At 60.9% G+C, this 23,167-nt stretch carries 17 protein-coding genes and 2 tRNA genes; 8 read left to right on the top strand and 11 right to left on the bottom strand.

Translation table 11 applies throughout. From position 1 onward, the window contains the following. Positions 1-28 precede the first annotated feature (28 nt). Positions 29-1,207: a TIGR03000 domain-containing protein gene (locus Enr13x_RS25150; protein WP_145389562.1), complete on the bottom strand. Its 1,179-nt coding sequence runs from the start codon at positions 1,205-1,207 to the stop codon at positions 29-31. 334 nt (positions 1,208-1,541) lie between these two features. On the opposite strand from Enr13x_RS25150, the gene trpS reads away from it, so the two are divergent. Both trpS and acpS read left to right on the top strand, forming a co-directional pair. Continuing rightward, a complete protein-coding gene (gene trpS / locus Enr13x_RS25145) occupies positions 1,542-2,525 on the top strand; it encodes a tryptophan--tRNA ligase (RefSeq protein WP_145389561.1) in 984 nt (327 codons plus the stop codon). Positions 2,526-2,592: 67 nt separating this feature from the next. Continuing rightward, positions 2,593-2,970, top strand: a complete 378-nt coding sequence (gene acpS / locus Enr13x_RS25140) for a holo-ACP synthase (protein WP_145389560.1) — start codon at positions 2,593-2,595, stop codon at positions 2,968-2,970. Positions 2,971-3,091: 121 nt separating this feature from the next. On the opposite strand, the gene Enr13x_RS25135 is transcribed toward acpS, so the two are convergent. Beyond that, a complete protein-coding gene (locus Enr13x_RS25135; protein ID WP_145389559.1) occupies positions 3,092-5,992 on the bottom strand; it encodes a tetratricopeptide repeat protein in 2,901 nt (966 codons plus the stop codon). A 199-nt stretch (positions 5,993-6,191) separates the two neighbouring features. On the opposite strand from Enr13x_RS25135, the gene Enr13x_RS25130 reads away from it, so the two are divergent. Then, positions 6,192-7,490 (top strand): outer membrane protein assembly factor BamB family protein, encoded by a 1,299-nt coding sequence (locus Enr13x_RS25130; protein WP_145389558.1) that lies wholly within the window; start codon positions 6,192-6,194, stop codon positions 7,488-7,490. Positions 7,491-7,607: 117 nt separating this feature from the next. On the opposite strand, the gene Enr13x_RS25125 is transcribed toward Enr13x_RS25130, so the two are convergent. Beyond that, positions 7,608-8,450: a TrmH family RNA methyltransferase gene (locus Enr13x_RS25125; RefSeq protein ID WP_231743771.1), complete on the bottom strand. Its 843-nt coding sequence runs from the start codon at positions 8,448-8,450 to the stop codon at positions 7,608-7,610. Between the two features lie 158 nt (positions 8,451-8,608). Here Enr13x_RS25125 and Enr13x_RS25120 point away from each other — a divergent pair, with 158 nt between their 5' ends. Both Enr13x_RS25120 and Enr13x_RS25115 read left to right on the top strand, forming a co-directional pair. After that, positions 8,609-9,775: a GNAT family N-acetyltransferase gene (locus Enr13x_RS25120; RefSeq protein WP_390620997.1), complete on the top strand. Its 1,167-nt coding sequence runs from the start codon at positions 8,609-8,611 to the stop codon at positions 9,773-9,775. Between the two features lie 181 nt (positions 9,776-9,956). Then, positions 9,957-11,294 carry a beta-ketoacyl-[acyl-carrier-protein] synthase family protein gene (locus Enr13x_RS25115; RefSeq protein ID WP_197455341.1) on the top strand — a complete coding sequence of 446 codons (1,338 nt, stop codon included), beginning with the start codon at positions 9,957-9,959 and terminating at the stop codon, positions 11,292-11,294. A 144-nt stretch (positions 11,295-11,438) separates the two neighbouring features. Here Enr13x_RS25115 and Enr13x_RS25110 read toward each other — a convergent pair. Beyond that, positions 11,439-11,511, bottom strand: a tRNA-Lys gene (locus Enr13x_RS25110). Between the two features lie 106 nt (positions 11,512-11,617). Beyond that, positions 11,618-11,706: transfer RNA gene (locus Enr13x_RS25105), tRNA-Ser, on the bottom strand. Positions 11,707-11,977: 271 nt separating this feature from the next. Here Enr13x_RS25105 and Enr13x_RS25100 point away from each other — a divergent pair. Together Enr13x_RS25100 and Enr13x_RS25095 are read left to right on the top strand one after the other, a co-directional pair. Then, positions 11,978-12,946 carry an FAD:protein FMN transferase gene (locus Enr13x_RS25100; RefSeq protein WP_145389554.1) on the top strand — a complete coding sequence of 323 codons (969 nt, stop codon included), beginning with the start codon at positions 11,978-11,980 and terminating at the stop codon, positions 12,944-12,946. Positions 12,947-13,084: 138 nt separating this feature from the next. Further along, entirely contained in the window at positions 13,085-13,324 is a 240-nt protein-coding gene (locus Enr13x_RS25095; RefSeq protein WP_145389553.1) for a hypothetical protein, read from the top strand. A gap of 52 nt (positions 13,325-13,376) precedes the next feature. Here the strand turns inward: Enr13x_RS25095 and Enr13x_RS25090 are convergent, their stop codons facing one another. From Enr13x_RS25090 to Enr13x_RS38225, 3 genes are all read right to left on the bottom strand, one after another. Then, positions 13,377-14,342, bottom strand: a complete 966-nt coding sequence (locus Enr13x_RS25090) for an SRPBCC family protein (RefSeq protein ID WP_145389552.1) — start codon at positions 14,340-14,342, stop codon at positions 13,377-13,379. A 498-nt stretch (positions 14,343-14,840) separates the two neighbouring features. Then, positions 14,841-15,890, bottom strand: coding sequence for a hypothetical protein (locus tag Enr13x_RS25085; RefSeq protein ID WP_145389551.1), 1,050 nt, complete (start codon positions 15,888-15,890; stop codon positions 14,841-14,843). A gap of 155 nt (positions 15,891-16,045) precedes the next feature. Next, positions 16,046-17,890 carry a hypothetical protein gene (locus Enr13x_RS38225; protein ID WP_197455340.1) on the bottom strand — a complete coding sequence of 615 codons (1,845 nt, stop codon included), beginning with the start codon at positions 17,888-17,890 and terminating at the stop codon, positions 16,046-16,048. Between the two features lie 409 nt (positions 17,891-18,299). Between Enr13x_RS38225 and Enr13x_RS38220 the strand changes: the two genes are divergently transcribed. Next, the gene (locus tag Enr13x_RS38220; protein ID WP_197455339.1) at positions 18,300-19,430 is read left to right on the top strand and encodes a substrate-binding domain-containing protein; all 1,131 of its coding nucleotides are present in this window, start codon (positions 18,300-18,302) and stop codon (positions 19,428-19,430) included. Between the two features lie 122 nt (positions 19,431-19,552). Here Enr13x_RS38220 and Enr13x_RS25070 read toward each other — a convergent pair whose 3' ends face one another. The 3 genes from Enr13x_RS25070 to Enr13x_RS25060 all read right to left on the bottom strand — a co-directional run bounded on the left by Enr13x_RS25070 (position 19,553) and on the right by Enr13x_RS25060 (position 23,137). Beyond that, positions 19,553-20,170, bottom strand: a complete 618-nt coding sequence (locus Enr13x_RS25070) for a PEP-CTERM sorting domain-containing protein (RefSeq protein ID WP_145389549.1) — start codon at positions 20,168-20,170, stop codon at positions 19,553-19,555. A gap of 32 nt (positions 20,171-20,202) precedes the next feature. After that, positions 20,203-21,978, bottom strand: a complete 1,776-nt coding sequence (locus tag Enr13x_RS25065) for a hypothetical protein (RefSeq protein WP_145389548.1) — start codon at positions 21,976-21,978, stop codon at positions 20,203-20,205. Between the two features lie 61 nt (positions 21,979-22,039). Further along, on the bottom strand, positions 22,040-23,137 hold the full coding sequence (locus Enr13x_RS25060; RefSeq protein WP_231743770.1) for a DUF1559 domain-containing protein: 1,098 nt from the start codon (positions 23,135-23,137) through the stop codon (positions 22,040-22,042). Between the last annotated feature and the right edge of the window lie 30 nt (positions 23,138-23,167).

Here is a 23,167-nt window from a genome sequence, read left to right as displayed (position 1 = left end):
AAACTTGGCGTTGACTTCGGGGGCGCGTTTAGCGTTTCGCGACCGCCGAGGTATCGAAGTCGAAAGTCAGCTCGTTCGTGCTACCGGCGACGACGTCGATCGTTCGCTCACGCGACACCAGTTGCCCGTTGACTTCAGCGGTGACACGCACGGTGTAGTCGCTCCAACGATCGCCCGACTTCAATTGAGTCGTGCGGAAGGTTCGAACCATCCCTTTTCCGTTGGTGTCGTTGCCGGCCAGATTGACTTTCGCACCCGAGGGCACGTGCAATTTGACGACGGTGACCGTGGTCGGCTGAACCGGAGCCACGCTGGCGCTCAGGTCGTCCGCGGCGGGCTGATCGCCGGCCGGCGGTTCGAACACGACGCGTTCGTTGTCACCGGGGCGAAGTTTCACTTCACGGCTTTCCGTTTTCGTTTCGCCGTCGTGGTCATACGTGACTTCGACGACGTACGTGTACAGGTAGCCTTCTTTCAGACCACGCGACATGAATTGGCGAACCATTCCATCGCTGGTCGTCTTGTGGCCGTTGACCAACACGCTGGCCGCGTCGTTGGGGACGGCGACGGTCAGCAAGGCTGCGTCGTCGTCGAGCGCCGGCTTGACCGATTCGTAACGATCGTCGTCCGCAGCCGTCGGGGCTGACTCGTTGTTCGACTTGGTGTCCGCGAGCGAGTTCTTCAGCGGCGTGTACTGCTGGTAGGATGACTCGATCGACGAGGACTCGTAACCGGCCATTGCGACGGAGCTGGATCGAAGCCGGGTCAAGGGCACGGAGTAGCCGACGGCGGGAGACGCGTAAGCGACGCCACCGCTGCTGCCACCGGACGAACCGCCGCTGCTGCCACCGGAGGACCCACCGCTGCTGCCGCCGGACGAGCCGCCGCTGCTGCCACCGGAGGACCCACCGCTGCTGCCCGCGGCACGACGCGCATCGCGGTTGGCTTGAATGCGGGCCGCGAGACGACGCAAGGGGCCGACATAGCCGCCGGACGAACCGCCGCTGCTGGCGTAGCCACCCGAAGATCCGTAGCTGCCACCCGAAGACGCAGCACCGTACAGGGCCACTTGCCCTCCGCTGCTGCCGCCCGAGCTCGCGTAACCTCCGGAAGAACCTCCCGAAGATCCGCCGGCCGCGGCCAGGTCAGAAAAGCCCGCCGCAGCGATCAACACTGCCAAACAGACCGAAAATCGAAAACGCGTCATAGTTGTAAATACCCTCCGATCCCGCTGATATGAGTACGCCGGACAATCCGGCAGACAGAGGTAGGATAGCGGTACAAATGGGGCAATCAAGCAGATAAGGTAAAATTTGACGGCTGCGTACTTTTTGACGCAATCGCACATCTGGCGTGTCGGCAGTCCGTATCCGGACCCGGCCCGAAACGCGCGGCGCGCCCTGGGACACGCGTTCAGTTCGCCGGGCGGCGCAGAAAAAAACAGGGGCCCTTCTTCAAAGGAATCACGCAATCGAACACAATCCTGCCGGCATTCCCCCTGGACGTTACTCCACCCTAGTTTTTCCGACGGATTCTTCTCGATGACCGATGTTGCAACCCCCAAACGCGTGCTCTCGGGAATACAGCCCACCGGACGTCCGCACTGGGGCAATTACTTTGGTGCCATCCGTCAGTACATCCAACTGCAGGACGACCACGACGGTTTTTATTTCATTGCCGACTTGCACGCGTTGACGTCGGTCCGCGATGCGGCCCAGCTGCGACAAAACGTCATCGACATCGCGCTCGATCTGTTGGCCCTGGGCTTGGATCCGAAGCAGGCGACGTTGTTTGTCCAGTCGCAGGTTCCCGAAGTCAGCGAGCTGTGTTGGATTTTGCTGAGCGGCACCCCGATGGGGCTGCTGCAGCGCTGCGTGGCGTATAAGGAAAAGGTCGACAAGGGGATTCCCGCCGACGCCGGTTTATTCACGTATCCGGTTTTGCAGGCGGCCGACATTTTGGCCTATGACAGCCAGCTGGTACCCGTCGGCGCCGACCAGGTCCAGCACATCGAAGTCTGCCGCGACATCGCCGGACGGTTCAACCACCAGTACGGCGAAACGTTCGTGATGCCCAAGGCGAACGTGCTCGATGACAGCGCCAAGGTGCCGGGAACCGATGGCGAAAAGATGAGCAAGAGCTATGACAACACGTTGCCGTTGTTTGGTGAAGTCAAGTCGATTCGCAAACAGATCATGCGGATCACCACCGACAGTCGGCCGATGGAAGAGCCGAAGGAACCGGCCGGGGACCACCTGTTTCAGCTGTACAGCTTGTTTGCCGACCCGGGGCAGCGCGACGAGATGGCGGCGATGTACCGTCGCGGCGGCTTTGGTTATGGCGAAGTCAAAAAGGCGATCGCCGAAGCGAGCGAGGCATATTTCGCCGACGCCCGCGCGCGGCGCGTCGATCTGGAGAAAAACTTGGACTACGTCCACGAGGTGCTCCGGGCCGGTGCGGAGCGTGCCCGCACGGTGGCCGCCGACGTCTTGTTGCGCGCCCAACAGGCATCCGGGCTGAAGTAAACTACGGGGGTGTCCACTCGCTGGAGTTTTGTCGGGACATCCCCTTGTCGCCTGGATAGCCATCACCATGTCGATTGTTGCCACTGGCACTGAAATCGTCGAAACGGTGCGGATCGCAAAAATGATTGAAACGCATGGTGAGCAGTTCCTCGAGCGCGTTTATACCGCCGACGAAATTGAATACTGTGTGCAAACCGCCGACGCACCCGGCCACTTTGCGACGCGTTGGGCGGCCAAGGAAGCGGTCATGAAAGCACTGCATTGCCGACGACGTGGTGTCCGCTGGAACGAGATCGAAGTGGTCGTTCGTCCCGGCGCCGGGCATGAGATCGTGTTGAGCGGAAACGCGCTGCAGTGCGCCAGCGAGAACGACATCGCACTGTTGCACTTGAGCGTTTCGGCCTGTCGCACCCACGCGGTGGCTCACGTGATCGCCGAATCGTGATCGCCGATTGATGCGGGGCGGCGACGTTGCAAGACCGGAGGGCTCGCGCCCTGCCGCTAACAAATCTCTGCGGAGTCGTCCGGTGAAAAGTTGACGGAGCACTGGAAGCTTATCCCACACGCTATGGCTGCAGCAGTTTTTGATACTTTTCGATTTGCTCGTGCAGGTGCCATTCGTCGGGCTCGTCCAGCAAACACGCCGACTCGATCGCCAGCGCCTCCTGGGTTCGGCCCAACAGGTGCAGCACTTCGGCGAGCGTATCACGATAGATCACGCTGTCGGGTTCCAGCAGGACGGCCAGTTGGGACAGTTCGAGGGCTTCGTCGAGTCGTCGCTCGTTCATCGCCGCCGCCCAGGCCAGGTTGTTCAGCGTCGTGGCATCGGTGCGGAAACGTCTGATCTGGTCCAGCCCGTGATCCATCAGTCGATCAAATGCCGAATCGGCGAGTTGATCGAACCCCGCTTTTCTGAGTTCGGGCAGCATCCGTTCGCCGTAATCGATATTCATCGGATCGTACGATTCGATTTGATCGATCGCGTCACGCGCCAACGATTCGTCCGCGGTCTCGAGCGCGTGTTGCAGGATCGTTTTGCGAACGCTCAACGGGACGGAGATGAACGCGGTGTCGTGATACCTGGCTGTTTTCAATAAACCCAAGACCGCCAGATCGCTCCACTTGACCGCTTCGTGCGGATCGATCTGCAGGTCATCCAAGGCGGCCGGATGGGTTTCTTTCAGGTCATCGATCAAGCCGACGTAGGTGACTGCGACGCGAAAAAAATCGGGCGAGTCTTCACCGCCGAAACTCGCCAACACGGCCAGATCGCGGAGTGCTTCGATGGCGAGCTGGTGCTGGCCGGTTTGCCGTAGATGGTCCGCCAGTTCTTTACGAAAGTTCATCGAAGGAGACGTCAGCATCAGTCGCAGTCGGCTTTCTAATTGCTCGGCGATCTCGCGATGGCCGGCGCGTTTGGCCAGAATCCAACTGCCGACGATCGATTTGGCGTACGACAGCCCGTGATCGACGGTGATCAAGGCATTGGTCGGCGTGTACTGGGCGGTTTGGCGGGCGACTTGTTGCCATAGTGCTTCCGCGGCGCGATTGTCACCCTGTTCGGATTCTGTTTCGGCAGACGAAATCAACGCGTCCAACTCCCGGGCACGTGTCAACGCGGCAAGGCCTTCGCGGGCCAGTTCCACCTGACCCTGGCGAATGAACATGTCGATGATGTCCAGATCCAGTGAGATCTGTTCGACTTGCAGCGTACGACCGCCGCTGCGTTTGCTCTGTTGGTCGTGCAGCAGTGTATCGAACAGCGTTTCAAAATCTTCGGAGTCCCCAAACCCTTCGGGCGGTTTGCCGCGAAACAACTGGAACGTGATTCGGAATCGTTCGCGAAAATCACTTGCCGGTCGGAGCAATTTGATCTGATCGAGTACCTTGCGAAATGCCTCGGATTCGGTGTTGAGCGCTTGGGCGATGATATACTGGCTTCGCTGGGTCACGGCGTTTTCGCCGGGTGCGACCGCGACGTCGAGCATCCAGTCGAAGCGATTGATCAAATCAAGTTCGACAAGGGTTTGCTCTCGGAGCGATGCACCGTAGGGAGAAATGATCACTTGGCGGGGCGTGAGGCGACGATAAATTCGCCAGGCGTTGTCCGTGTCACCGATGTTGACCAGCAGTCGTGCCAAGGAATAAAGGCGTTCGATCGAGGGCGCGATGGACCCGGCCGGCAGGTTGGCTTGATCGATGTACGCGTCTTTGATCCAACCGTCCAGGTCGCTGGCGATTTGTTCCAGCGGGTACCCACAAAGCTGTTCGGCGCGTCGGAATCGGGACGCGGCGCATGCGACTTTCGCCGCGGCGGCGGGGTCGCGTGCGGCGATCACGTCGATGGCTTCGTCGACGCGGGCGTGCATCGCCAAGGCCCGCCAGCGGAGATCACCGATGGCGTCCGGCTCGTCTGGTTTGACGAAAATCAGTCGCGATTGGGCTTGGTCAAAGCGCGCCCGATCGCCGGTGCGTGCGGTGGCGGCCAAGGCCCACGCGTAGGCTTCGACGGCCGCTTCATCCGTGGCGGCGGTCTGCGCGGTTTCGAAGGCGTCGTCTGCGATCTCCGGCCAGCGGTCTGCCAGCATTCGCACGATCCGCAATAAGACGGGATCACCGGCCGAGCGGGCATGGGCGATCGCTTGATCGACGTCGCCACGCAGCATGGCGAATTGTGCGAGACAGATTTCTTGTTCCGCCGGGCTCCAAAGCGAAGCCGCGGTGGGCAGCGGGGCGACCGCGTCGGTGTTTTCGGCCGGATGCAGGAGGTGGTTCAAGTCGCGCCAGGCGGTCGCGACGTTGCGATCGATGGCGACCGCGTCGAGCAGTTTTAACAGGTCAGCCTCGGTCCCGGCGGCGAACGCTTTGTCACAATAAAACGGATAGCGTTGGGACAACAGGGTCACCACACGCTGCTTGATCTGATCAAACTCAATCGTCCCCGCCGATTCTTCGACCGCGACCAGGACGGCCTCAAAGGCGCCTTGTTCCAAGACGGACGCCAGCGCCGACGGGCTGCCGCGATCGAGCAGCAGTTCGGCCGGACCTTGGGCCACGCCCGGCAGCGAGGCGCTGCGCCACTGCTTGAGGATCCAGGCGGCCCGCTCGGCGACTTCGGGGTCCGCGTGGCGGGCCGCATCTTGGACCGCTTGTCGCGATTGTGTCCGCAGTCGCCACATCTCCAGCGTCGCACGTTGGCGATCGACGTAACGGTCCCGGGCCAGACTTCGGGGCTGGTCGAGTGCCCCGGAAGATTTTGTCCCGTGGTCTGCGTCGGCTTGCACTGCGGGGCTGGCTTGTGGCGCGGGGGCGGCTTGTGTCGCGGGGGCTGTGTCTTGCGATTGGACCGGCAACGGCGCCCACGCGATGGCGACCGCGAGCAGGCCAGTGACGACGGCGAGCAGGCCGGTGGCCAGGCCCGACGATCCGCAAAACCGCTTTGAATTTCGCAAACGCTGGAGTCTCATGTCGACGATTGTCATCAATGGGGAGTGGATGAGCCGAGTTTGCGGCCCGATTCGGTCGATTGCTCCGCCTGGAATGCACCGCGACCCGCGGTTGCTCTGGTATGATTTCACGACGTCCATCATAACAGATGAATCCGTCGTCTCTCAGACGATTACCCCACCCCATCTCCGCTTTCCCTGCTGCTCGAGGAATCCCGCCATGCGGTCGTTTCGATTCGCGTTCGTTCTGTTTGCCACCGCGATCTTGTCGGTCGGTGTCTCCTCCTCTTCATCCGCCGAAGACAGTCCCTGGCCGCAATGGCGTGGCGGCAAGCAAAATGGCGTCGCCGCGGGGGAGTCGTATCCGATCAAGTGGGGTGAGAAATCCGGGATCGCATGGACCACAAAACTGTCCGGCCTGGGCGGCAGCACGCCCGTCCTGGCCGACGGCAAGGCCTTTCTGACCGAAGGCGCCGAGGGGCAAAATACCCTGCTGGCGATCGATGTTCACAGCGGCGAGCGGCTCTGGACGACCGCGTTGGGCGACGATCGCGGAAACAAGCATCGCAAGGGCGGCGGCAGCAACCCGTCGGCGGTCACCGATGGCCGATCCGTGTACGCCTATTTCCGCAGCGGAGATTTGGCCTGCGTCGACTTGGACGGCGAGATTCAGTGGCAAGTCAATCTGCAAGACAAGTTTGGGGAGGACACGCTGTGGTGGGACTTGGGTTCCAGCCCGACTTTGATCAACGATCTGGTCGTCGTCGCGGTGATGCAGTCTGGTCCCAGCTACCTGGTCGCCTTGGACCGGGCGACCGGTGATGTGGCCTGGAAGGTCGATCGACGACTGGGGGCACCCGAAGAGGCGGCGCAAAGTTATGCGACGCCGATTGCGTTGGAAGATCGAGATCTGATCGCCGTGATGGGCGCCGACCACTTGACCCTTCATGCGGCCAGCGACGGACGTCAACTGGGACGCGTCGGTGGATTCAACCCCGATCAAGACAAGCGTTTTCGTTCCATTGCGTCCCCTGTGGTTCAAGGCGACTTGATCGTCTGTCCCTACTCGCGCGGGGCCACCGTCACGACCTGTCGAATCAGTGACGTCGTCGCCGGCAAGGGGCGCGACAGCATCGTTTGGCGCCGCGACGATCTTGGCAGCGACGTGCCGACCCCCGCGATCGATGGCAACCGAGTCTACTTCATCGCCGACGGCAAGGCCGCCAAGGGCACCGTCGCGGCGGTGGACCTGGAGACCGGAAAGACGCTTTGGTCGGTGCAGTTGCCGAAGTCCCGAATCGGGTTCAGCAGTTCTCCGCTGGTGGCCGGAAACCATTTGTATGTGACCAGCGAAGACGCCACGACCTACGTGATCGGGCCGCTGGATTCCAGTAGCCCCGAAGTCGTCCAGACCAATCGCGTGGCTGACAACGAACCGTTTACGGTGGCCAGCCCGGTGCCCGTCGATGGCGGCTTGCTGCAACGCACGCGGCACGCGCTGTATCGCATCGGCGAGTGAACGTATCGCATCGGCGAGTGAACGTCGCGCCGAATGGATATTCAGTGGGATAGGCTTCCAGCCTGTCATCCCAGCATCGACAGGCTGGAAGCCTATCCCACGTGCCAAACGCGAAATCTATTTGCTCCCGGCGACCTGACGCTGACGTTTGGCTTCGTACAGGAAAACGGCGGCGGAGACGGAGGCGTTTAAGCTGTCGATATTTCCTGCCATCGGAATCCGAATCGCATCGACGGTGCCGTCGGCGTCGCTTTGCCAGTGATCGCCCAGCCCGTGTGCTTCGCTGCCGATCACCATCGCCAACCGTCCCGTCAGATCCGCTTGCCACAGGGGACGTGACGATTCAACGCGGGCGGCGCAGATTCGGTACCCGCGCTCGGTCAGCCAGGCTTTGGCGTCGGCTTCGTCGGCCGTGGCCGAGGGCACCGAAAACACCGCGCCCAAGCTGTTGCGGATCGCGTTCGGATTGAAGCGGTCGGCTGCGGCGGGGCACAGGATAACGGCATCGGCGCCGGCCGCGTCGGCGCAGCGGAAGGCGGCGCCGATGTTGCCCGGTTTTTCGATTTGATCAAGGACCAGAACCAGTCCGGTTTCCGGCAGCCGCAATTGCGACAAGCTCCAGTCCGGGGCCGCGAATTCGGCAACCACGCCGCGCTCGGATTGGCCATAGGCGATTTTTTGCATCACCGTCGGACTGACGCTGACCAACGCCTGGCTCGCCGAATCGGTGACGAAGCGCTGGGCGTCGGATTGCGGGTGCGTCGATTGCTGCGAAGCGGGCATGACTGCATCGCCGTGATCGGCAACCACATAGATGCCGACCGGATCAAGCCCCGATTCGATCGCCCGCTGCGTCTCACGCCAGCCATCGACCAGGACGCGTCCGGCTCTCCGCCGCGCGCGGTTGTCCCGCATCTTGACCAGGTGTTTGACGGTCGGATTACTGGTGCTGGTCAGCAAGAGTCGACGATTGGGAAAAAGAAAAACGGACCGAATCGGGGGGAAGGACAGGGGCATCCGGGTGTGCCCGAGCGTGTCGGGAAGATAGTATCACGGATCCGGCGCGACGACAGGGCCATGGCGCCGGGCGGTATCGAGCGGAACGATTTACGGGATGGATGATGAACGATTCAACAGCGACCCCTGCGACAGCAAATTCCTCTTCAGCGATTCAGTGCACACCGGTGCGGAGTTGGTTCGACCGTCGGGCGTTCATGAAACTGGAACGCGAGCTGTATGCGGGCGATCCGAATTGGGTGACACCGCTTTGGAGTGAACGCAAGCAGTTGTGCGGATTCGGTTCGCACCCATTTTACAAGGATGCCGACAGCCAGGCGTTCCTGGCGCGCAAAAACGGCCGGGTGGTCGGGCGTGTGGTCGCCATCGTCAACCACGCCCACAACCGACACCACAAGGAAACCCGGGGCTTCTTCGGCTTCTTCGAATGCATCGATGATGTCGATGTCAGTCGCTGTTTGTTTGACGCCGCGGCCGATTGGTTGCGCCGGCAGGGGATGACGGACGTCCGCGGGCCGGTCAATCCGAGTCTGAATTACGAAGTCGGATTGTTGGTCGACGGCTTTGACACGCCGCCGACGTTTCTGATCCCCTACAACCACGCCTACTACGGTGCCTTGATCGAAGCGTGTGGATTTGAGAAATGCCAGGATGTGTTTTGTTATGACGCCACGATGGATCAGCTGGCCACCGTCGACCCCAAGTTGAAGTTTGTCATCGAGGAGTCGACGCGACGCTTCAAGGTCACCTGTCGCCCCATCGATCGTGCCCGATTCGACGAAGACGTCCAGGCCTTTTTACAGATCTACAACGAGTCGCTGCAACGGACCTGGGGCTACGTCCCGATGAGCCACGAGGAGCTGGTGCATCAATCCAAACAGTTAAAATTGTTGATCGTCCCCGAGCTGACCAGCATCGCGGAGATCGACGGCGAGCCCGTCGGGGCGGGATTCGGATTGCTGGATTACAACCAGTTGCTGATCCATATGAACGGGCATTTGTTGCCATTCGGATGGCTCAAGCTGCTGCGGGGGAAACGCAAAATCGACCGCTTGCGGCTGGTCAGCACCAACGTCTTGCCCAAATACCAAAGTTGGGGGCTGGGGTTGGTGACGCTGGCTCGGATTTTGCCCGATGCGATCGAGTTCGGGATCCATACCGGCGAATTCTCCTGGGTTCTGGAGAGCAATCGCCTGTCCCGGGGCACGATCGAGCGCGGCGGGGCGCAAAAGATGAAGACACAGCGGATCTACGACCGAAAACTCTAACGTGGCGTAAGCTTCCAGCTTGCGAAACCGTGGGATGGCAAGCTGGAAGCTTACCCCACTGCCCGCAATGGCAAGCTGGAAGCTTACCCCACGTCTAGCCATCGGGTTGGCGACAAATCATACTCGCGGCTCGATTTGTGCCTACTACCCGCTTCTCCCCAAAATGCCACCTTTGACTGCCATGCCACACGAACCGATCGTGATCACAGGGGTAGGGATTGTCAGCGCGATTGGCATCGGGCAAGCGAAATTCTTTGAGTCGTTGCTGGCAGGCCGCAGCGGAGTCCGATCGCTGGCCGACAGGACCGATGGTGAGGCAACGCCGGGGGCCGACGACGCGATCGACGGGGTTTGGGTCGGGGCACCCGTCGTCGATTTTCAGCCCAAGCAATACGTCAAGCCGCGTAAGGCACTCAAGGTGATGTGCCGCGAAATCCAGACGGCGTTCGCTTCGGCCCAACTGGCGATCGAGCACGCCGGGCTTTCCGATTCCATTCCCGCGTCGGACTCCGGCGCGATCCCCCCGCAGCGACTCGGTGCGGTCTTCGGCAGCGAGATTTTTTTTAACCCGCCGGAGGAACTGGCCGATTCGATCCGCGGTTGCCTGGATGAATCGGGGCAGCTGCATCCGGGGCGATTTGGCGAAACGGCGCGGCGCGAGGTGATGCCGTTGTGGATGTTGAAGTACCTGCCCAACATGCCCGCGTGCCAGGTCGGGATCTCGATCAATTCCCAAGGTCCCAATAACTCGCTGGTCCTGGGTGACGTCTCCGGCCCGGCGGCGCTGCTGGAAGCGGAATCGTATTTGCAACGGGGGATCGCCGACGTCGTGCTGGTCGGCGCCACCGGGACCCGGATCGGATCGACCCGGATGTTGTACCATCGCGATTCGCCCATCCCGGTGCGGGGCGAGCTTGCGATCGAGGATCTGTCTCGGCCGCATGATCCCAACGCCCCCGGTGTCGTCGGCGGTGAAGGTGCCGCGTCGTTGGTGGTGGAAACCCGCCGGCATGCCGAGCGACGTGGTGCCCCCGTGCTGGCCACCGTGCTCGCGACGGCTTCGCGGTTCAGTGCCACCGACGCGATTCGCAGCGGTCAACGCGAATCGGAACTCGATCCGCCGAACTCACGACAGGCCGGCACCGCGATCCGCCTGGCGATCCAGGCCGTGTTGGATCAGTCGGGGGTGGCGCCCGACCAGATCGGGTTGGTCACCAGTCATGCGATCGGGGACCGCCAGGCAGATGCGGGGGAAGCGGCGGCGCTGGCCGAGGTCGGGGTGACGTGTCCGCTGGTGGCGGTGTCGGCGTCGATCGGCCACACGGGAGCGGCGTCGGGAGTGATCGAGCTGGCCACCGGCGTGCTGTCACTTGCCGGCAACACGATTCCGCCGACACGGCACGACAGCACACATTCAGAAATTCAATTTCGCCAGACGCCGGAACCGCTGACGTCGCCTTTCGTGCTGTGCCTGTCCCACACCACCGACGGCAGTGCGATGGCCGTGCTGCTGGGCTGAGGGCGATTGCTGTTGTGAGCCGCGACGCGTAAGCGGCCGGGCATCCTGGCGCTTGCCGTCAAAGTAAATGGCATCGGGCTACGGCGGGCTGGTTCCGGGATGACAGGCTGGAAGCCTATCCCACTTACCCGAGAAAAGAAAAAGTGAGAGTGCTGGGACTTGAACCCAGGACCATTCGATTAAAAGTCGAATGCTCTACCAACTGAGCTACACTCTCATCACGACGTGGGGTGTAGCCCGCGTCTGTTATCGATGACCGCAAAACCGCCAGGGATCTGACGGTCACCGAATTTTTTTGAGGGTCTCCGTGGGAGACGCTCAAGCGGAGCGGACAGGATTTGAACCTGCGGAACGGTTTGACCCGTTCACCGATTTAGCAAACCGGCGCTTTCGACCACTCAGCCACCGCTCCGTACCCACCGTTCTTCGGTGACTCGGTGGGTCTTTCTTGAGGCGAGATTGTGTGGGATAGATCAATTCTTGGCAACCCATCGTTGTGCCTTCCCCGGGCGGAAATCATAGAGATTCAATCGGCCGAGCGGGTTCGGGCCTTTTTGGGGCGTCCGAGTCGCCGTTTCGATGGATTTTTGCGGTGGCCTTGACCGGTTTGGTCGATCGCCGACAGTTTAGACACGTGCAACCGAATCCCCGCCGCGTTTTTCCTGCTGACAACCGACGCCACGATGCTGACAACCATTTCACACCACGCGATGGCGGCTGAGTTCTCGGTGATTCTGCCGGAATCCGACGCCCCTCTGGTCGAGGCCGCCTTCGAAGCCCTGGAATTGCTCGATCGGATCGAAGCTGATTTGACGGTCTATCGGGACGACAGTGAGATTTCCCAGGTCAACGCCGTCGCCAGCGAGCGTCCGGTCACGGTGTCCGAAAGCACCTACCGTTTGATCCAACGCTCGATCGCGTGGAGCGAAAAGACGGCCGGTGCGTTTGATGTCACCGCCGGCCCGCTGGTGCGGGTTTGGGGGTTCACCGAGCGGCGGGGGCGAAAACCGACCGCCGCCGAAGTCCGAGCCGCGGTCGCCAAGGTCGGCTACACCGGCGTCCGGCTCGATGACGAACGTCGCTCGGTCGCCTTCGAACGGCCGGGGATGGAAATCAACTTGGGAGCGATCGGCAAAGGATACGCACTCGATGAATTGACCGAAACGCTCACCGCCGGCGGACTGAACAACTTCCTGATTCACGGCGGCGGCAGCAGTGTGATCGCCCGCGGCGACCAGGTCGCCGACAGCGGCCAAGGCTGGGCCGTCGGGATTTCGCATCCGACCAAGCCCAAGCTGCGTTTGGCCGGCATTCGCCTTCGCGACGAGGCGCTTTCGACCAGCGGTTCGGGCAAACAATTTTTTCACCACCGCGGCCGACGCTACGGGCACGTGATCGACCCCAGAAGCGGGGCTCCGGCCGGCGACCTGCTCTCGTTGACGGCGATTGCTGACAACGCCACCGACGCCGAAGCGTGCAGCACCGCATTTTTTGTTTGCGGCATCGACGCGATCCGGGCCGCCGCCGAAAGCGATCCGGGGCTGCCACGGATGATCGGTGTTCGCTCGGAAAATCGTCAGGATAGCGTCCGGGTGCTGCCCTTTGCAGAGTTCGAGTGGGTTGACCCGCCCTCCGACGACGGCTCGCGCTGAAATCAGTCTGGACGCCGCCGCGGTCGGGATCTTAGAAGGCAAACAAGAGAGTCAAGACCGGCGTGACGCGATGCCGATGAACCGATCGTCAGCCGCCCGCGCGGTCCCCCTTTTTTGAATAGTGAACGGATTCAACACATGAATATGAATTTTTTTCAGTGGCTTCGGGAAGGAGTCCGCCAGTCGGTGGTTCTCGGTGTCAGCGACGCGGTCGAGCAAATCGGTCTGCCGGAGACGGAACAGGAAGTCCAGCCCACCCTGGCAGCCTTGCTAGGCAATGATTCCGCCGCCACCACCACCACCCCGCGCCGCAAAACGACCGCCGCGGGACGCAAACGCCTGGGTAAATCGCTCAAGGAGATGAACCCGAGCAAGTAGTGGTCTCGGACTCGGGCGGTCACCTGCCGCCCCTGCCCGGCCGGACCGGTCGTCATTTCAGCGGAACGTAGAGTTCCGTCACCAACGCTTCCGGCGGCGTGTTTTCGGGGCGGTTGAGGTAGAATTCCACGCCGGGCAATTTACGGTTGACCTTACGTTTGCGGGCCCGCAAATTCTGGTGGGCCGCCGACCAGGCGTTCCCCAGATGCTCGTAGCGACCGGTATGGGTGATCTGCATGGCGTTGAAGCCTGGCAGGGAGCGCGCGATCAGACCGGGCGGCGCTGCGGTGCCCTCGTCCAGCACCATGCCGCTGGTGTAGGACAACGTTTGGGTCTTGATGTTCATGTCGTCGTAAACCGACAACCACTGGCCATCGGTGGCGATGCCGGCATCCGCCAGCGATTGTTGGACCTGTTGGAACGTGTCGTCCATCGAAGCGCCGATGTCGGCCAGCGTCGATCGGCCGGACTTTCCGACGATGTAATACGGCTGGCATTGAACGATTCCGTTGACCACGGTTTGTGATGCGACGTCGCCGGTCTCGATGCGTTCTTTCAGCATCCGCAGTCCGCGATCGAAATCCATGTTCATCAAGGACACCATCATCGACTTCATCCAGAACAGAAAAAACGGCAGCGAGCCGCGCATCGTCCAGCGGACCTGTGTCACTTCTTGGCCGGCTTCGTCCCTGCCTTTTTTGACTTCGAAATCGACCTCGGATTGCGACCGCCAAGGGCGCGTGAAACGCAGTTCCGCGTGCATGGTGCCGATCGATTGAGCTGTCGAGGGCGGATGCAGTTCCTGGTGCTCCATCTCGCCCGCTCCCACGACGGGGCCGTCCCAGCTGTATCCGCCACCGACCGCGGTCGGGTCGCCCTGCAGCGTGACGGTCGCGTCTTTGTCGGCCAGCAACCAGGGCGACCACGTTTTCCACGTCGCGAAATCGCTGAGGATGGCAAACACGGTCTCGGGATCGGATTTGATTTGCGTCGTACGTGAGACGGTGAAAGCGGGCATGGGGTGAAGCTCTTCGTGCCTGGGGCGATCGTGGCGGAAGGTGTCAGTTTAGCACGATGGACCGCGTTTTGATGGTGGCAAAACGATGGGGGCAAAACGATGGGGTGGCAGAACGATGGGGGCAGAACGATGGGGGCAGAACGATGGGGGCAGAACGATGGGGGCAGAACGATGGGGGCAGAACGATGGGGGCAGAACGATGGGGGCAGAATGATGGGGTGGCAGAATGATGGGGTGGCAGAATGATGGGGGGGCAGAATGATGGGGGGGCAGAATGATGGGTAACGCTGTGAAGGATTTGTTTTCTGTGTTTTACGAGGTGTTAGCGGCAGGGCGCAAGCCCTCCGGTTCTTCATCGTTATCGAAAGACCGGAGGGCTCGCGCCCTACCGCTAACAACTGCTTCACGGCGTTACCGAATGGAATGATAGAACGACGTGTGCGTGAGGGGCGTTGCTTGGCCGCTTGCGGATGTGTGCCGATTTGGGGCAAGAGGCCGTCACGCCGCTGGCGGCTTGCGGCGGTTCTTGAACCACTCGGCAAACCGGGCCCAAAACTTTTTGGGCATCCGTCCGGTGATCAATGCTTCGGTCCAGGTTTCGCGACTGGAATCAAAGTTGTGCCAGGCGGCTTCCAGATAGGGCTCCGACGACGCCGACAGCGTTTCGTAGAAACCTGTTTCGGAGATCGCCGTCAAGGCGTCGCCGTAATGGGCAAAGAAATGCTCATCGAGCAGGCTGCCGGCGACGCGCACGGTCGACAACGCACCCCGCGTGGACAATGACAAGCGATCGATGGCGAACATCGTCATCGTCGTGCTGACGTCCCAGATCCCGACGTGCGCCTGGCCGGCGGCGGCTTCCATTTCGTTCCACAGCCGTTTGATTTCGCTTTGCGGAATCAACTTGCGCGGGTCCACGTTCTGGATCTCGGCGGTGATTTGGGAGATCGTTTCCGTCATCGCCTCCACGCTCATCGGCGGTGCGTTGGCGGCGCCCGACGCTCGGGCACCGGTTTTTTCCAGTGCATCGACCAGATCCGAGACATGGTCGATGCTGGAGGTTTCGTCGATGATCCCTTCGCGTTTGAGTTCATCGCTGAGACGTTTCAGGTAGTGGCTCGATCCATAAGCGACGTCGTTGAACACCGCCAGGACCGTGATCGGTGACAGGTGCAACGTCGCCGCGCCGGCCAGATCCAACAGCCCGCCGACCGCCTTCTGTGCCAATTGGGCTTCCTCGGCATCGGCCGCGACCGCGTGCGGATTTTCGACACCGCCGACGTCGTGGATCATCATGTCCAACGCTTGCTGGACGAACGCCGAGTAGGTCTTGGACGATCGGAAGGCGGCGGGGATCAACCAGCCAGCGGTCTCGTTGACCAATCCTCCCACGACCGCCGACGCACTCCGCGCGGTCCGCTCCGGCAGCGACAACCCGTACGTCAACGTGCCGAACAGGGAAGCCGATTCGGCGACCTCGGGAACGCTCGCGTCTTTGTCGGTTTCGGCCGCGGTGGGTTGTGCGGCGGGTAGTTTGGAATCAGGCATGACAAGACCACACGAGCCCGTGAAGCGGTGTTGTGAAGTTGATTAGGAACGTCGGAACAATAAAGTGGGATAGGCTTCCAGCCTGTCATGGCGGAAACGACAGGCTGGAAGCCTATCCCACATTCAACACCCGTCACTTGTTGTTCCGGATTTGCTTAAGGTACCACCGCGCCTGCCAACAGTTGGACCAGCGGGACGTCTTCGGTCGAAATGATTCTGCCGATCGCCACGCAACGCGCCCCGGTCGGCACGCCGATTTCCGTTGACGATTCGATGTTTAGTGTTGACCCGTCGGCGAGTTCAAAAAACGTTTCGGTTTCCCCGGCTTTCAATCGTCCGATCAGTAACATTCCATCGGTTTGACGGCGTCCCCAGTCGACCCATTCGCTGCACAGCGGCTCCAGCGGTGTCAGCGCATCGGAATCAATCAGCGTCTCCAGCAGCTTCGCCACCATCGGGCTGTCGGATGCGAACTCCAGGCTACCGATCTGCGAAACCGAACGATAGGTCTGCAACTGCGCCAGCACCCGCTGCCGCGCCGGCCGGTCTTGCGACTCGTCCAACTGCCACTGACCGATCGCCTCGATCGCTTCCCGGCACGCTTGCGTCAACGCGGCGGTGTCGATTTCAGGGGCCGGGATCGTCGCCGTCTCGGGCGCTTCGGTTGGCAAACTTTCCGATTCTGGTTCCGTTGCCTTTGTCGGTTCGGGTGTGTTCGGTTCGGGTGTGTTCGGTTTGGGGGCGATGTCTGACTGTGCGCTGGTTTGTAAAACCGAATCGGCCGACGGGGGATCGTGGGGAAACGTAAGCGTGGCAGCATTGAGCAGCTCCGTTTCGCGTTCGGCCGCATCGGGTTGCGGTTGCCGATGGCGTTCCTTCCTCTGCTGTCTCGCCCGCATCGCGATCGTCAGTGGCGCTGGTTCCTCCGTCGTCGTTGCCCGCTCCTTCGCGATCGCTTCTCCGGTTCGCTTGATGCTTTCGATCACGTCGTCGACGTCCATGATGTCAACGTCCCTGATTTCGACGTGGCTGGAATCGGGGGCCGAGGAATCGGGGGCGGGTGTTTCCGCGGCGGGGCGATCGGACAAAACAAGACCGGCAACGGTTTCCGTCTGGGCCGTGCGATCAGCGGGTTGGCCGGAGTCCGCGTCGCCGGGTGAATCGATGCCGGTTGCATCGTCGCTGGCGGGGGACGTGTCGCTGGCGGGGGACGTGTCGCTGGAGGGGGACGTGTCGCTGGCGGGGGACGTGTCGCTGGAGGGGGACGGGGGAAGGGGGTTGGCGGCCGTGTTTCGGTTTCGATTCCGATCGGTTTGTTCTCGGGCCGCAACGGGCTCGGTCGATTGCCCGAACAGATCAAACACGACGTCGCCGCCGGACGCGTACAGAATCGCTGCGATGATCGGGACTGCGATCAAGGTCGGCGACGCGATTTTCAGCAGTCGGATCGAGTTCCGTTGGCGACGTCCCCAGTGGTGACGCTCGTAAAACGATTGATCGTCGTTGGCCAGTGGCACCTTCTGCTTCCGAGGCTGGTCCTCCATGACATTGAATTCGTCGTCATCGTGGTCGCCAAAAACGTCTGCATCGGAGATCGGGTCTTGGGGCTCCCAGCCATCGGTTGATTCCCAGGCGTGTTCGAGTTGATCGATCGATGGCTGCGGTCGGGGGGGGCCGGCGGAAAATTCGTCGTCATCAATGCCGATCAACGAGACGCCAGAATGGGACGCGAGTTCGTCCAGGTCGATTTCCGCATCCAGGTCGATTTCCGCATCCAGGTCGATTTCCGCATCCAGGTCAGGATCAACGCCGTCACCGTCACTTGATACGTCGGCCGCCGCAGCGAGATCGGAGCGGCCTCTCGGTTCAGCTTCGGGCGGTGCAATCGGCAGCGCGGGGTGGACGGTCTGGACGAGTTCGCCGACATCGATCTCGTTCCCCTCGGCCGAAAGCACGATCGCCATCGGCGGCAGTCGTTCCAGCCATCGCTGGGCCGACATTGTCGTGCGGCACGACGGACACTGGACCGAACAGTCGCTGGGGAGACATGTGGCCGGCAGGCGAGCGGGTTCGCCGCAGCTGGGACATGAGACGGTGAGCATGGGGTACCCGGGTGAGATAAGACGACCGCATAGTCTAACCCGATTGCGCGCGATTCCCACCTCGCGACGAACCAGAGGCGTGTTTCAGGTCCCCCTGTTGTCAGGAGGTGGCGTGGTCCTCGGGGTCACCCTCCCTGGCAGGTGGGTTTCATCAAGTCTTCATCGTGCCCCGCGCACAAGATTCTTGTCGGGTGGGACAATCGATGGCACTTTGCATCGGGGGATTTCTGTCACGGTTCCACCACCTTCTCCTTTCAACCCGGCGGTTCTACGCATCACGGCAACAAAACTCGTCAACATTGCGGTCTTGATTCAAGCCTCCAATAACTTCAACCGCAGAATCATTCTCGGGGCTTCGGCGTACAGCCGAATGCACGGTGGCTGGGATTTTTTGTATCCCGCGTCCTCGATCAATGGGCTTCAGTATCCCAAGGGTGAAGTTTCGTTGCCCGAAGGCTGGCAGGGCGACGGGATTCTATTCCGCGGCACAAGCGATTCGCTTTGGTCCAAGGTTCGGGATGCGGGTTGCCCGGCCGTCAACGTTTCGTGGCGGGGCATGAGATACAGTCCGCTGGTCAGCGTGGTGGCCGACCCGACCCGCTGCGGTGAAATGGTCGCCAGCTACATCGCGTCCAAGGACTTTCAAGTCTTCGGTTATGTCGGTGTGCCGCCATGGCAAGGCTACCCCCAGCAGTTGTTCCACGCCATCAAGAAATCGTTGGGCTGCGACCTGCGGGTCTTTGAGTTTCCCGATCAGAAGGATTATCGGTCCAGACTGCGTCAAGCTCTCGGTGAATGGGTCAAGGGATTGCCGAAGCCGATCGGGATTGTGACCTGGTCGACGGATCAAGCCAGGATTTTGATTTCGATCTGTCTGACCCAGGGGATTGCAATCCCCAACGAAGTCTCGATCGTGACGTGCGAATACGACGAACTTTCCGCGGCGCTCGCCCCGATCTCGATTTCCAGCGTCTTTCAGAACCCCAACGAAGTCGGCTTCAAGGCCGCCAAGACGCTGCACGAGATGATGATCGGTCGTCCATCGACCGCATCGCTCGAACTGGTGCCGCCGGTCGACGTGATCGAACGCGAGTCATCAAAAGTTGTTGCGTTCTACGACGATTTCACTCAGGCATGTTTGCGGTTGATCGATCAGAACCTGGCCGATGGCATCAATGCAACCAAGCTGGCCGCCGCGATGGACGTTTCCAGAAGAACACTGGAAATCAAAATCGCTCGCACTCTCGACAAACCGCCGTCGGTTGTCATTGACGAAATCAAATTGCGAAAAGCGAAACAGTTGCTGTCCGATACGGATCTGTTTTTAGACGACATCGCAAAACGAACGGGATTTTCGTCGACGTCCGCTTTCACCCGATTCTTCAAACGCAACTTGGGTTGTGCGCCGAGCATGTATCGAACCCCGCTCGGGGCTTAAAAAAAGCTCTCCTGCCAATCCCCATTGGTTGGCAGGAGAGCGCGCCGTCTTTCAGGTCACAACGGTAGGACGAAGGAGGACCTGAACGGCAATCCGGTTGAAAGCGGCTTGCTTTCGGCGGCTCACTTTCGGCGGCGACGAACGACCCATCCCACAACGCCCATCGCCAGCAAGGCCGTGGCGGAGGAGGGTTCGGGGATGGCCGTGATCACGTTGAGTGTGCGTCCACCGGTGGCGAATCCGCTGATGGCGCCGGTCTGGTCGTTCACGCCGTTGGATCCGACGTTGAACGCCAGCAAGGTCGACCCGACGTTGTCAGCCGAGACGTCCACGGTCCCCAGACGAATGGCCGGGTTGGCCGCGGTGAAGGTGACACCGGTTCCGGCAAAGCTGCCGAGCGTGGCGACCTGGGCATCATCGATCAACAGGCCGGAGGCGGATTGGCCGATCAGGTCGGAACTGGTGTTGTTCAGCGGCCACCGCGTGGCCAAGTCATCGAACGAAAGTCCGGTCGAGTTGACCACGCCGGGTGTGTCGGCGCTGAGGTTGAACGAGAGCGCCCGAATCGTTTGATCCGTCGCACCGGTCACCCAGATTCCCAGCGTCTCGTTCGATCCGAGGTTCAGGTCGAGCGCGTTGCCCGACTGGGCATCGGCCAGGTCTCTCCCGAAGACAAATTCCGCGCGGCTCGCCGCGGGGGTGATGATCAACATCACCATGGCAAAGATCATCTTTCTCATCGAAACAATTTCCAGTTGAAGGTTGACGAAAGCTAGTTAAACAATTCTGCGGCGAAACCGTCGATGTCATCAAAGTTCACGACACCGTCGGCTTTGAAATCGAATCGGGCGTCGTACCCTGCGGCACCGAACAGGGCGTTTGCAAAACCGTCGATGTCACTGAAGTTGACGACACCGTCGCCGTTGGAGTCCCCCATGACGTAGGCTTGCGTTTCGGCTTTGACACGCACATCATCGACGGCAAACCACCAGTCATTGCCGGTGTCCAGACAGCCGAAGCGGATCGTCAACGTATTGCTCTTCGACGCCGGCAGCGTGCTCAACGCGTCGCCGAAAAGAAACTGCTGCGGACCGGCGAAGGTGTTGACCACGTCTTCGCCGTCACTGTCGACATAGCCATTGCCGTTGTTGTCATTGAACAGGAACGGGAACAGGGTGAACTCATAGTCCGGTTCCTCGGGGGCACCGTTGTCCAGATTCAGGCGATCCGAATCGACATCCAGAATCGTGGTCCAGGTCAATCCGTAATCGAACGAAACCTGGGCCAGGGCGCGCTGGGAAGCGTACAAGCGGGTTTCCCACAGGAACTCAATCTCGAGTGTGGTGTTGTCAAAGCCGCTCATGTCGTAGGTTCGCTGGATGAACGAATTGAACTGCTGTTCGCCTTCCGGAGGACCGGACTCGCCTTCGGCCAATGCAACCATGTTGTCTTGGTGGGCGTCGCCGTCGCACAGCAGAATCGTGTTTCGTGCGGGGAAGTTAAAGAAGCCGCGTTGCTGGTCGCCCTGCTGGTCGAACCACGAAAGCGAGTCGACGGCATTCCAACCTTGGAACGCTCCTTCCTGGCTGGTGCGATACATCTGCTTGGTCGGAAAATCAGGCGTTCCGTTGTTCGAGACCGTCCAGTTGGGAATCGACGGGGCGTAGTCGGTGCCATCGGATGGGTCGAATGGCTCGGTGGGCCCGTCGTTGACGGCGTCAAAGGGCACCATGTCCGCGGCCGAGGATTCGAAGTCTTCGAACACGAAGACACCGTCCTGATCGGCGATCCCCACGTTGTCCACGCAGAACCACCAGTCGTTGCTGGACCGGATGCATCCGAAACGCAGAACGACTTCCGTCGCGGTGGCGTCCGCGGTGAAGTCGACTCCGGCGACGAACACGCCTTGATTGCCCAGTTCGGTGCTGAAGGCTCCGCTGTCGACGGTCGAGTCGATCGTCAACAGGTTCTGCCACGTGCTGCCGCCGTCAAAAGAGATGTCGACCACGCCGGTTTGAGTGTCTTCGCAAACGAAGTCGTAGTCGAAGCTCACCATCAGCGAAGGCAGGTGGCGCCCGGTGACGTCATAGGTTCGCGAGATGTACGAGTCGTAAAGCGGGTTGCCGGGGTCGCCCAAGTCGGTGTTGCCGCTATCGTCGGCTTCGTCGGGGTCGGCAACCAGGGCGACGTTCCGATCGGTGCTTCCGAAAAAGCAGCGGTCGCGACCGGCTTGCACATCGGCGTGAGCGATCCAGGACGCGACATCCAGCAACGACCAGCCATCGAATTCACCCGGCATCGTCGCGTTGTCGTAGCCGTTGCTGGAATTGTCCAAGACCCAGCCTTGGGGAAAGGTCTTGGTCCAGTCGGTGCCATCGAGAAAGTAGGGCGAGCTGTAGTCCAGCGTAAACGGCACCATGTTCAAGCCTTCGAAATCATCGAAAGCAACTTCAACGACTTGCCCGCTGGCCGGTGCGTGCAGTCCGCAGCAACACAGCAGCGCGAGCAAGGTCGTGTAAACACTTCGCCTCGGGAGGAAGCTTTTCATGAACAGAAACTCCAAAGTAAGTAAAACGGAAAACCTTCGAGACATTGAATGGTTGGAAGCGCTACTCGGGCATGGGCGAGTCGGTCTCAGATCCGTTGCGTGTTCCCAGGGCGCTGAACAGCTTTGCATCGATGCTGTCCGAAATCAGCCGGACCGAACCATCGCCCGCACAGAACTGCGCCCCTCCGGGGTGATTGCTGCCGAAGCTCACTTCATAGGCTGCCCACTCCGGTGACGCGTCGCTGAAGCGGACGTCGTCGGGCCGCTTGTAGTTGATGGCGACGGCGGTGGATCCGCCCTGCTCGGACCAATCGGTGCCTTCCCAGTTGTCAAAGTCGTCTCCGCCGATCGCCCAGTGGTCTTTGCGACCCGTGTTCTGGTTTTCTTGCCGTGACGATTCGATGCTATGAATGAAATCGGGTTCGACTTCGCCAAACATCAAGGTGTTGGCAAGGCCGTCGGTCACATCGCGAAACTTGGCGCCGTCCATCCCGCCTTGGCTGATGCGTGCCTTTTCGGGCGGCCGCGTGATGATCATTCCGTCGAGTTCGCTGTGGTGCAGCGTCGGCGTGCGATCGGGGCCCCAGGTGGCTCGGTTGGGACGTCCCCAGCCGAATTGTGGCTTCCAGTCGTTGGGCTGAATGCCGGTGACGACACCCAAGTAGTTCGCCGGTTCGCGTCGGGACACGAACCACGGAGGCGAATAACACGAGGCGTCGAAAACGGGACCCTGCATCACCGACGATGGGCACTTGTAGGCTTCGATGACCATTTGGCAGGCGGCGATCTGGCGAAGCTCCGGGCTCGCCGATCCTAGTTCCGCGTCTTCACGCGCCACCGAGGCGGCCCAATTGACGGAGCCGAACGAAAGGCGTTCAAACGTCGCGGACTGTTCCAGATACGGCAAGATGAACGCACTCCAGTGACCTCCCTCCTGCGCCTCGCCCAACATCGGAAGCCCCTTGTGGACCAGTTCAAAGTTGTGTGACGCCAGCCCGATCTGCTTGAGCTTGTTGGAGCACGTCATGCGACGACTGGCTTCCCGAGCCGATTGGACCGCCGGCAGCAAGAGTCCGACCAGTACACCGATAATTGCGATGACCACAAGCAGCTCAATCAGCGTGAATGCAGACCTGATGTTTGCGCGATGGTTTCTCATGAGTTTTGGGATCGATGGTGCGAGGGGGAT

This window comes from Stieleria neptunia (assembly GCF_007754155.1).
Lineage (GTDB): Bacteria > Planctomycetota > Planctomycetia > Pirellulales > Pirellulaceae > Stieleria > Stieleria neptunia.
The sequence above is the reverse complement of the archived record's forward strand: the minus strand, read 5'-3'. Positions and strand labels throughout refer to the sequence as shown.

Excerpts from the sequence above, each read along its gene's own strand:
- Enr13x_RS25095 (WP_145389553.1), top strand. The coding sequence starts at position 13,085 with ATGAATATGAATTTTTTTCAGTGGCTTCGGGAAGGAGTCCGCCAGTCG.
- Enr13x_RS25065 (WP_145389548.1), bottom strand. The coding sequence starts at position 21,978 with ATGAAAAGCTTCCTCCCGAGGCGAAGTGTTTACACGACCTTGCTCGCG.
- Enr13x_RS25085 (WP_145389551.1), bottom strand. The coding sequence starts at position 15,890 with ATGCCTGATTCCAAACTACCCGCCGCACAACCCACCGCGGCCGAAACC.
- Enr13x_RS25130 (WP_145389558.1), top strand. The coding sequence starts at position 6,192 with ATGCGGTCGTTTCGATTCGCGTTCGTTCTGTTTGCCACCGCGATCTTG.
- Enr13x_RS25100 (WP_145389554.1), top strand. The coding sequence starts at position 11,978 with ATGCTGACAACCATTTCACACCACGCGATGGCGGCTGAGTTCTCGGTG.
- Enr13x_RS25120 (WP_390620997.1), top strand. The coding sequence starts at position 8,609 with ATGATGAACGATTCAACAGCGACCCCTGCGACAGCAAATTCCTCTTCA.
- Enr13x_RS25150 (WP_145389562.1), bottom strand. The coding sequence starts at position 1,207 with ATGACGCGTTTTCGATTTTCGGTCTGTTTGGCAGTGTTGATCGCTGCG.
- Enr13x_RS25135 (WP_145389559.1), bottom strand. The coding sequence starts at position 5,992 with ATGAGACTCCAGCGTTTGCGAAATTCAAAGCGGTTTTGCGGATCGTCG.
- Enr13x_RS25115 (WP_197455341.1), top strand. The coding sequence starts at position 9,957 with ATGCCACACGAACCGATCGTGATCACAGGGGTAGGGATTGTCAGCGCG.
- trpS (WP_145389561.1), top strand. The coding sequence starts at position 1,542 with ATGACCGATGTTGCAACCCCCAAACGCGTGCTCTCGGGAATACAGCCC.
- Enr13x_RS38225 (WP_197455340.1), bottom strand. The coding sequence starts at position 17,890 with ATGTCGGCCCAGCGATGGCTGGAACGACTGCCGCCGATGGCGATCGTG.
- Enr13x_RS25060 (WP_231743770.1), bottom strand. The coding sequence starts at position 23,137 with ATGAGAAACCATCGCGCAAACATCAGGTCTGCATTCACGCTGATTGAG.
- Enr13x_RS25070 (WP_145389549.1), bottom strand. The coding sequence starts at position 20,170 with ATGAGAAAGATGATCTTTGCCATGGTGATGTTGATCATCACCCCCGCG.
- Enr13x_RS25090 (WP_145389552.1), bottom strand. The coding sequence starts at position 14,342 with ATGCCCGCTTTCACCGTCTCACGTACGACGCAAATCAAATCCGATCCC.
- acpS (WP_145389560.1), top strand. The coding sequence starts at position 2,593 with ATGTCGATTGTTGCCACTGGCACTGAAATCGTCGAAACGGTGCGGATC.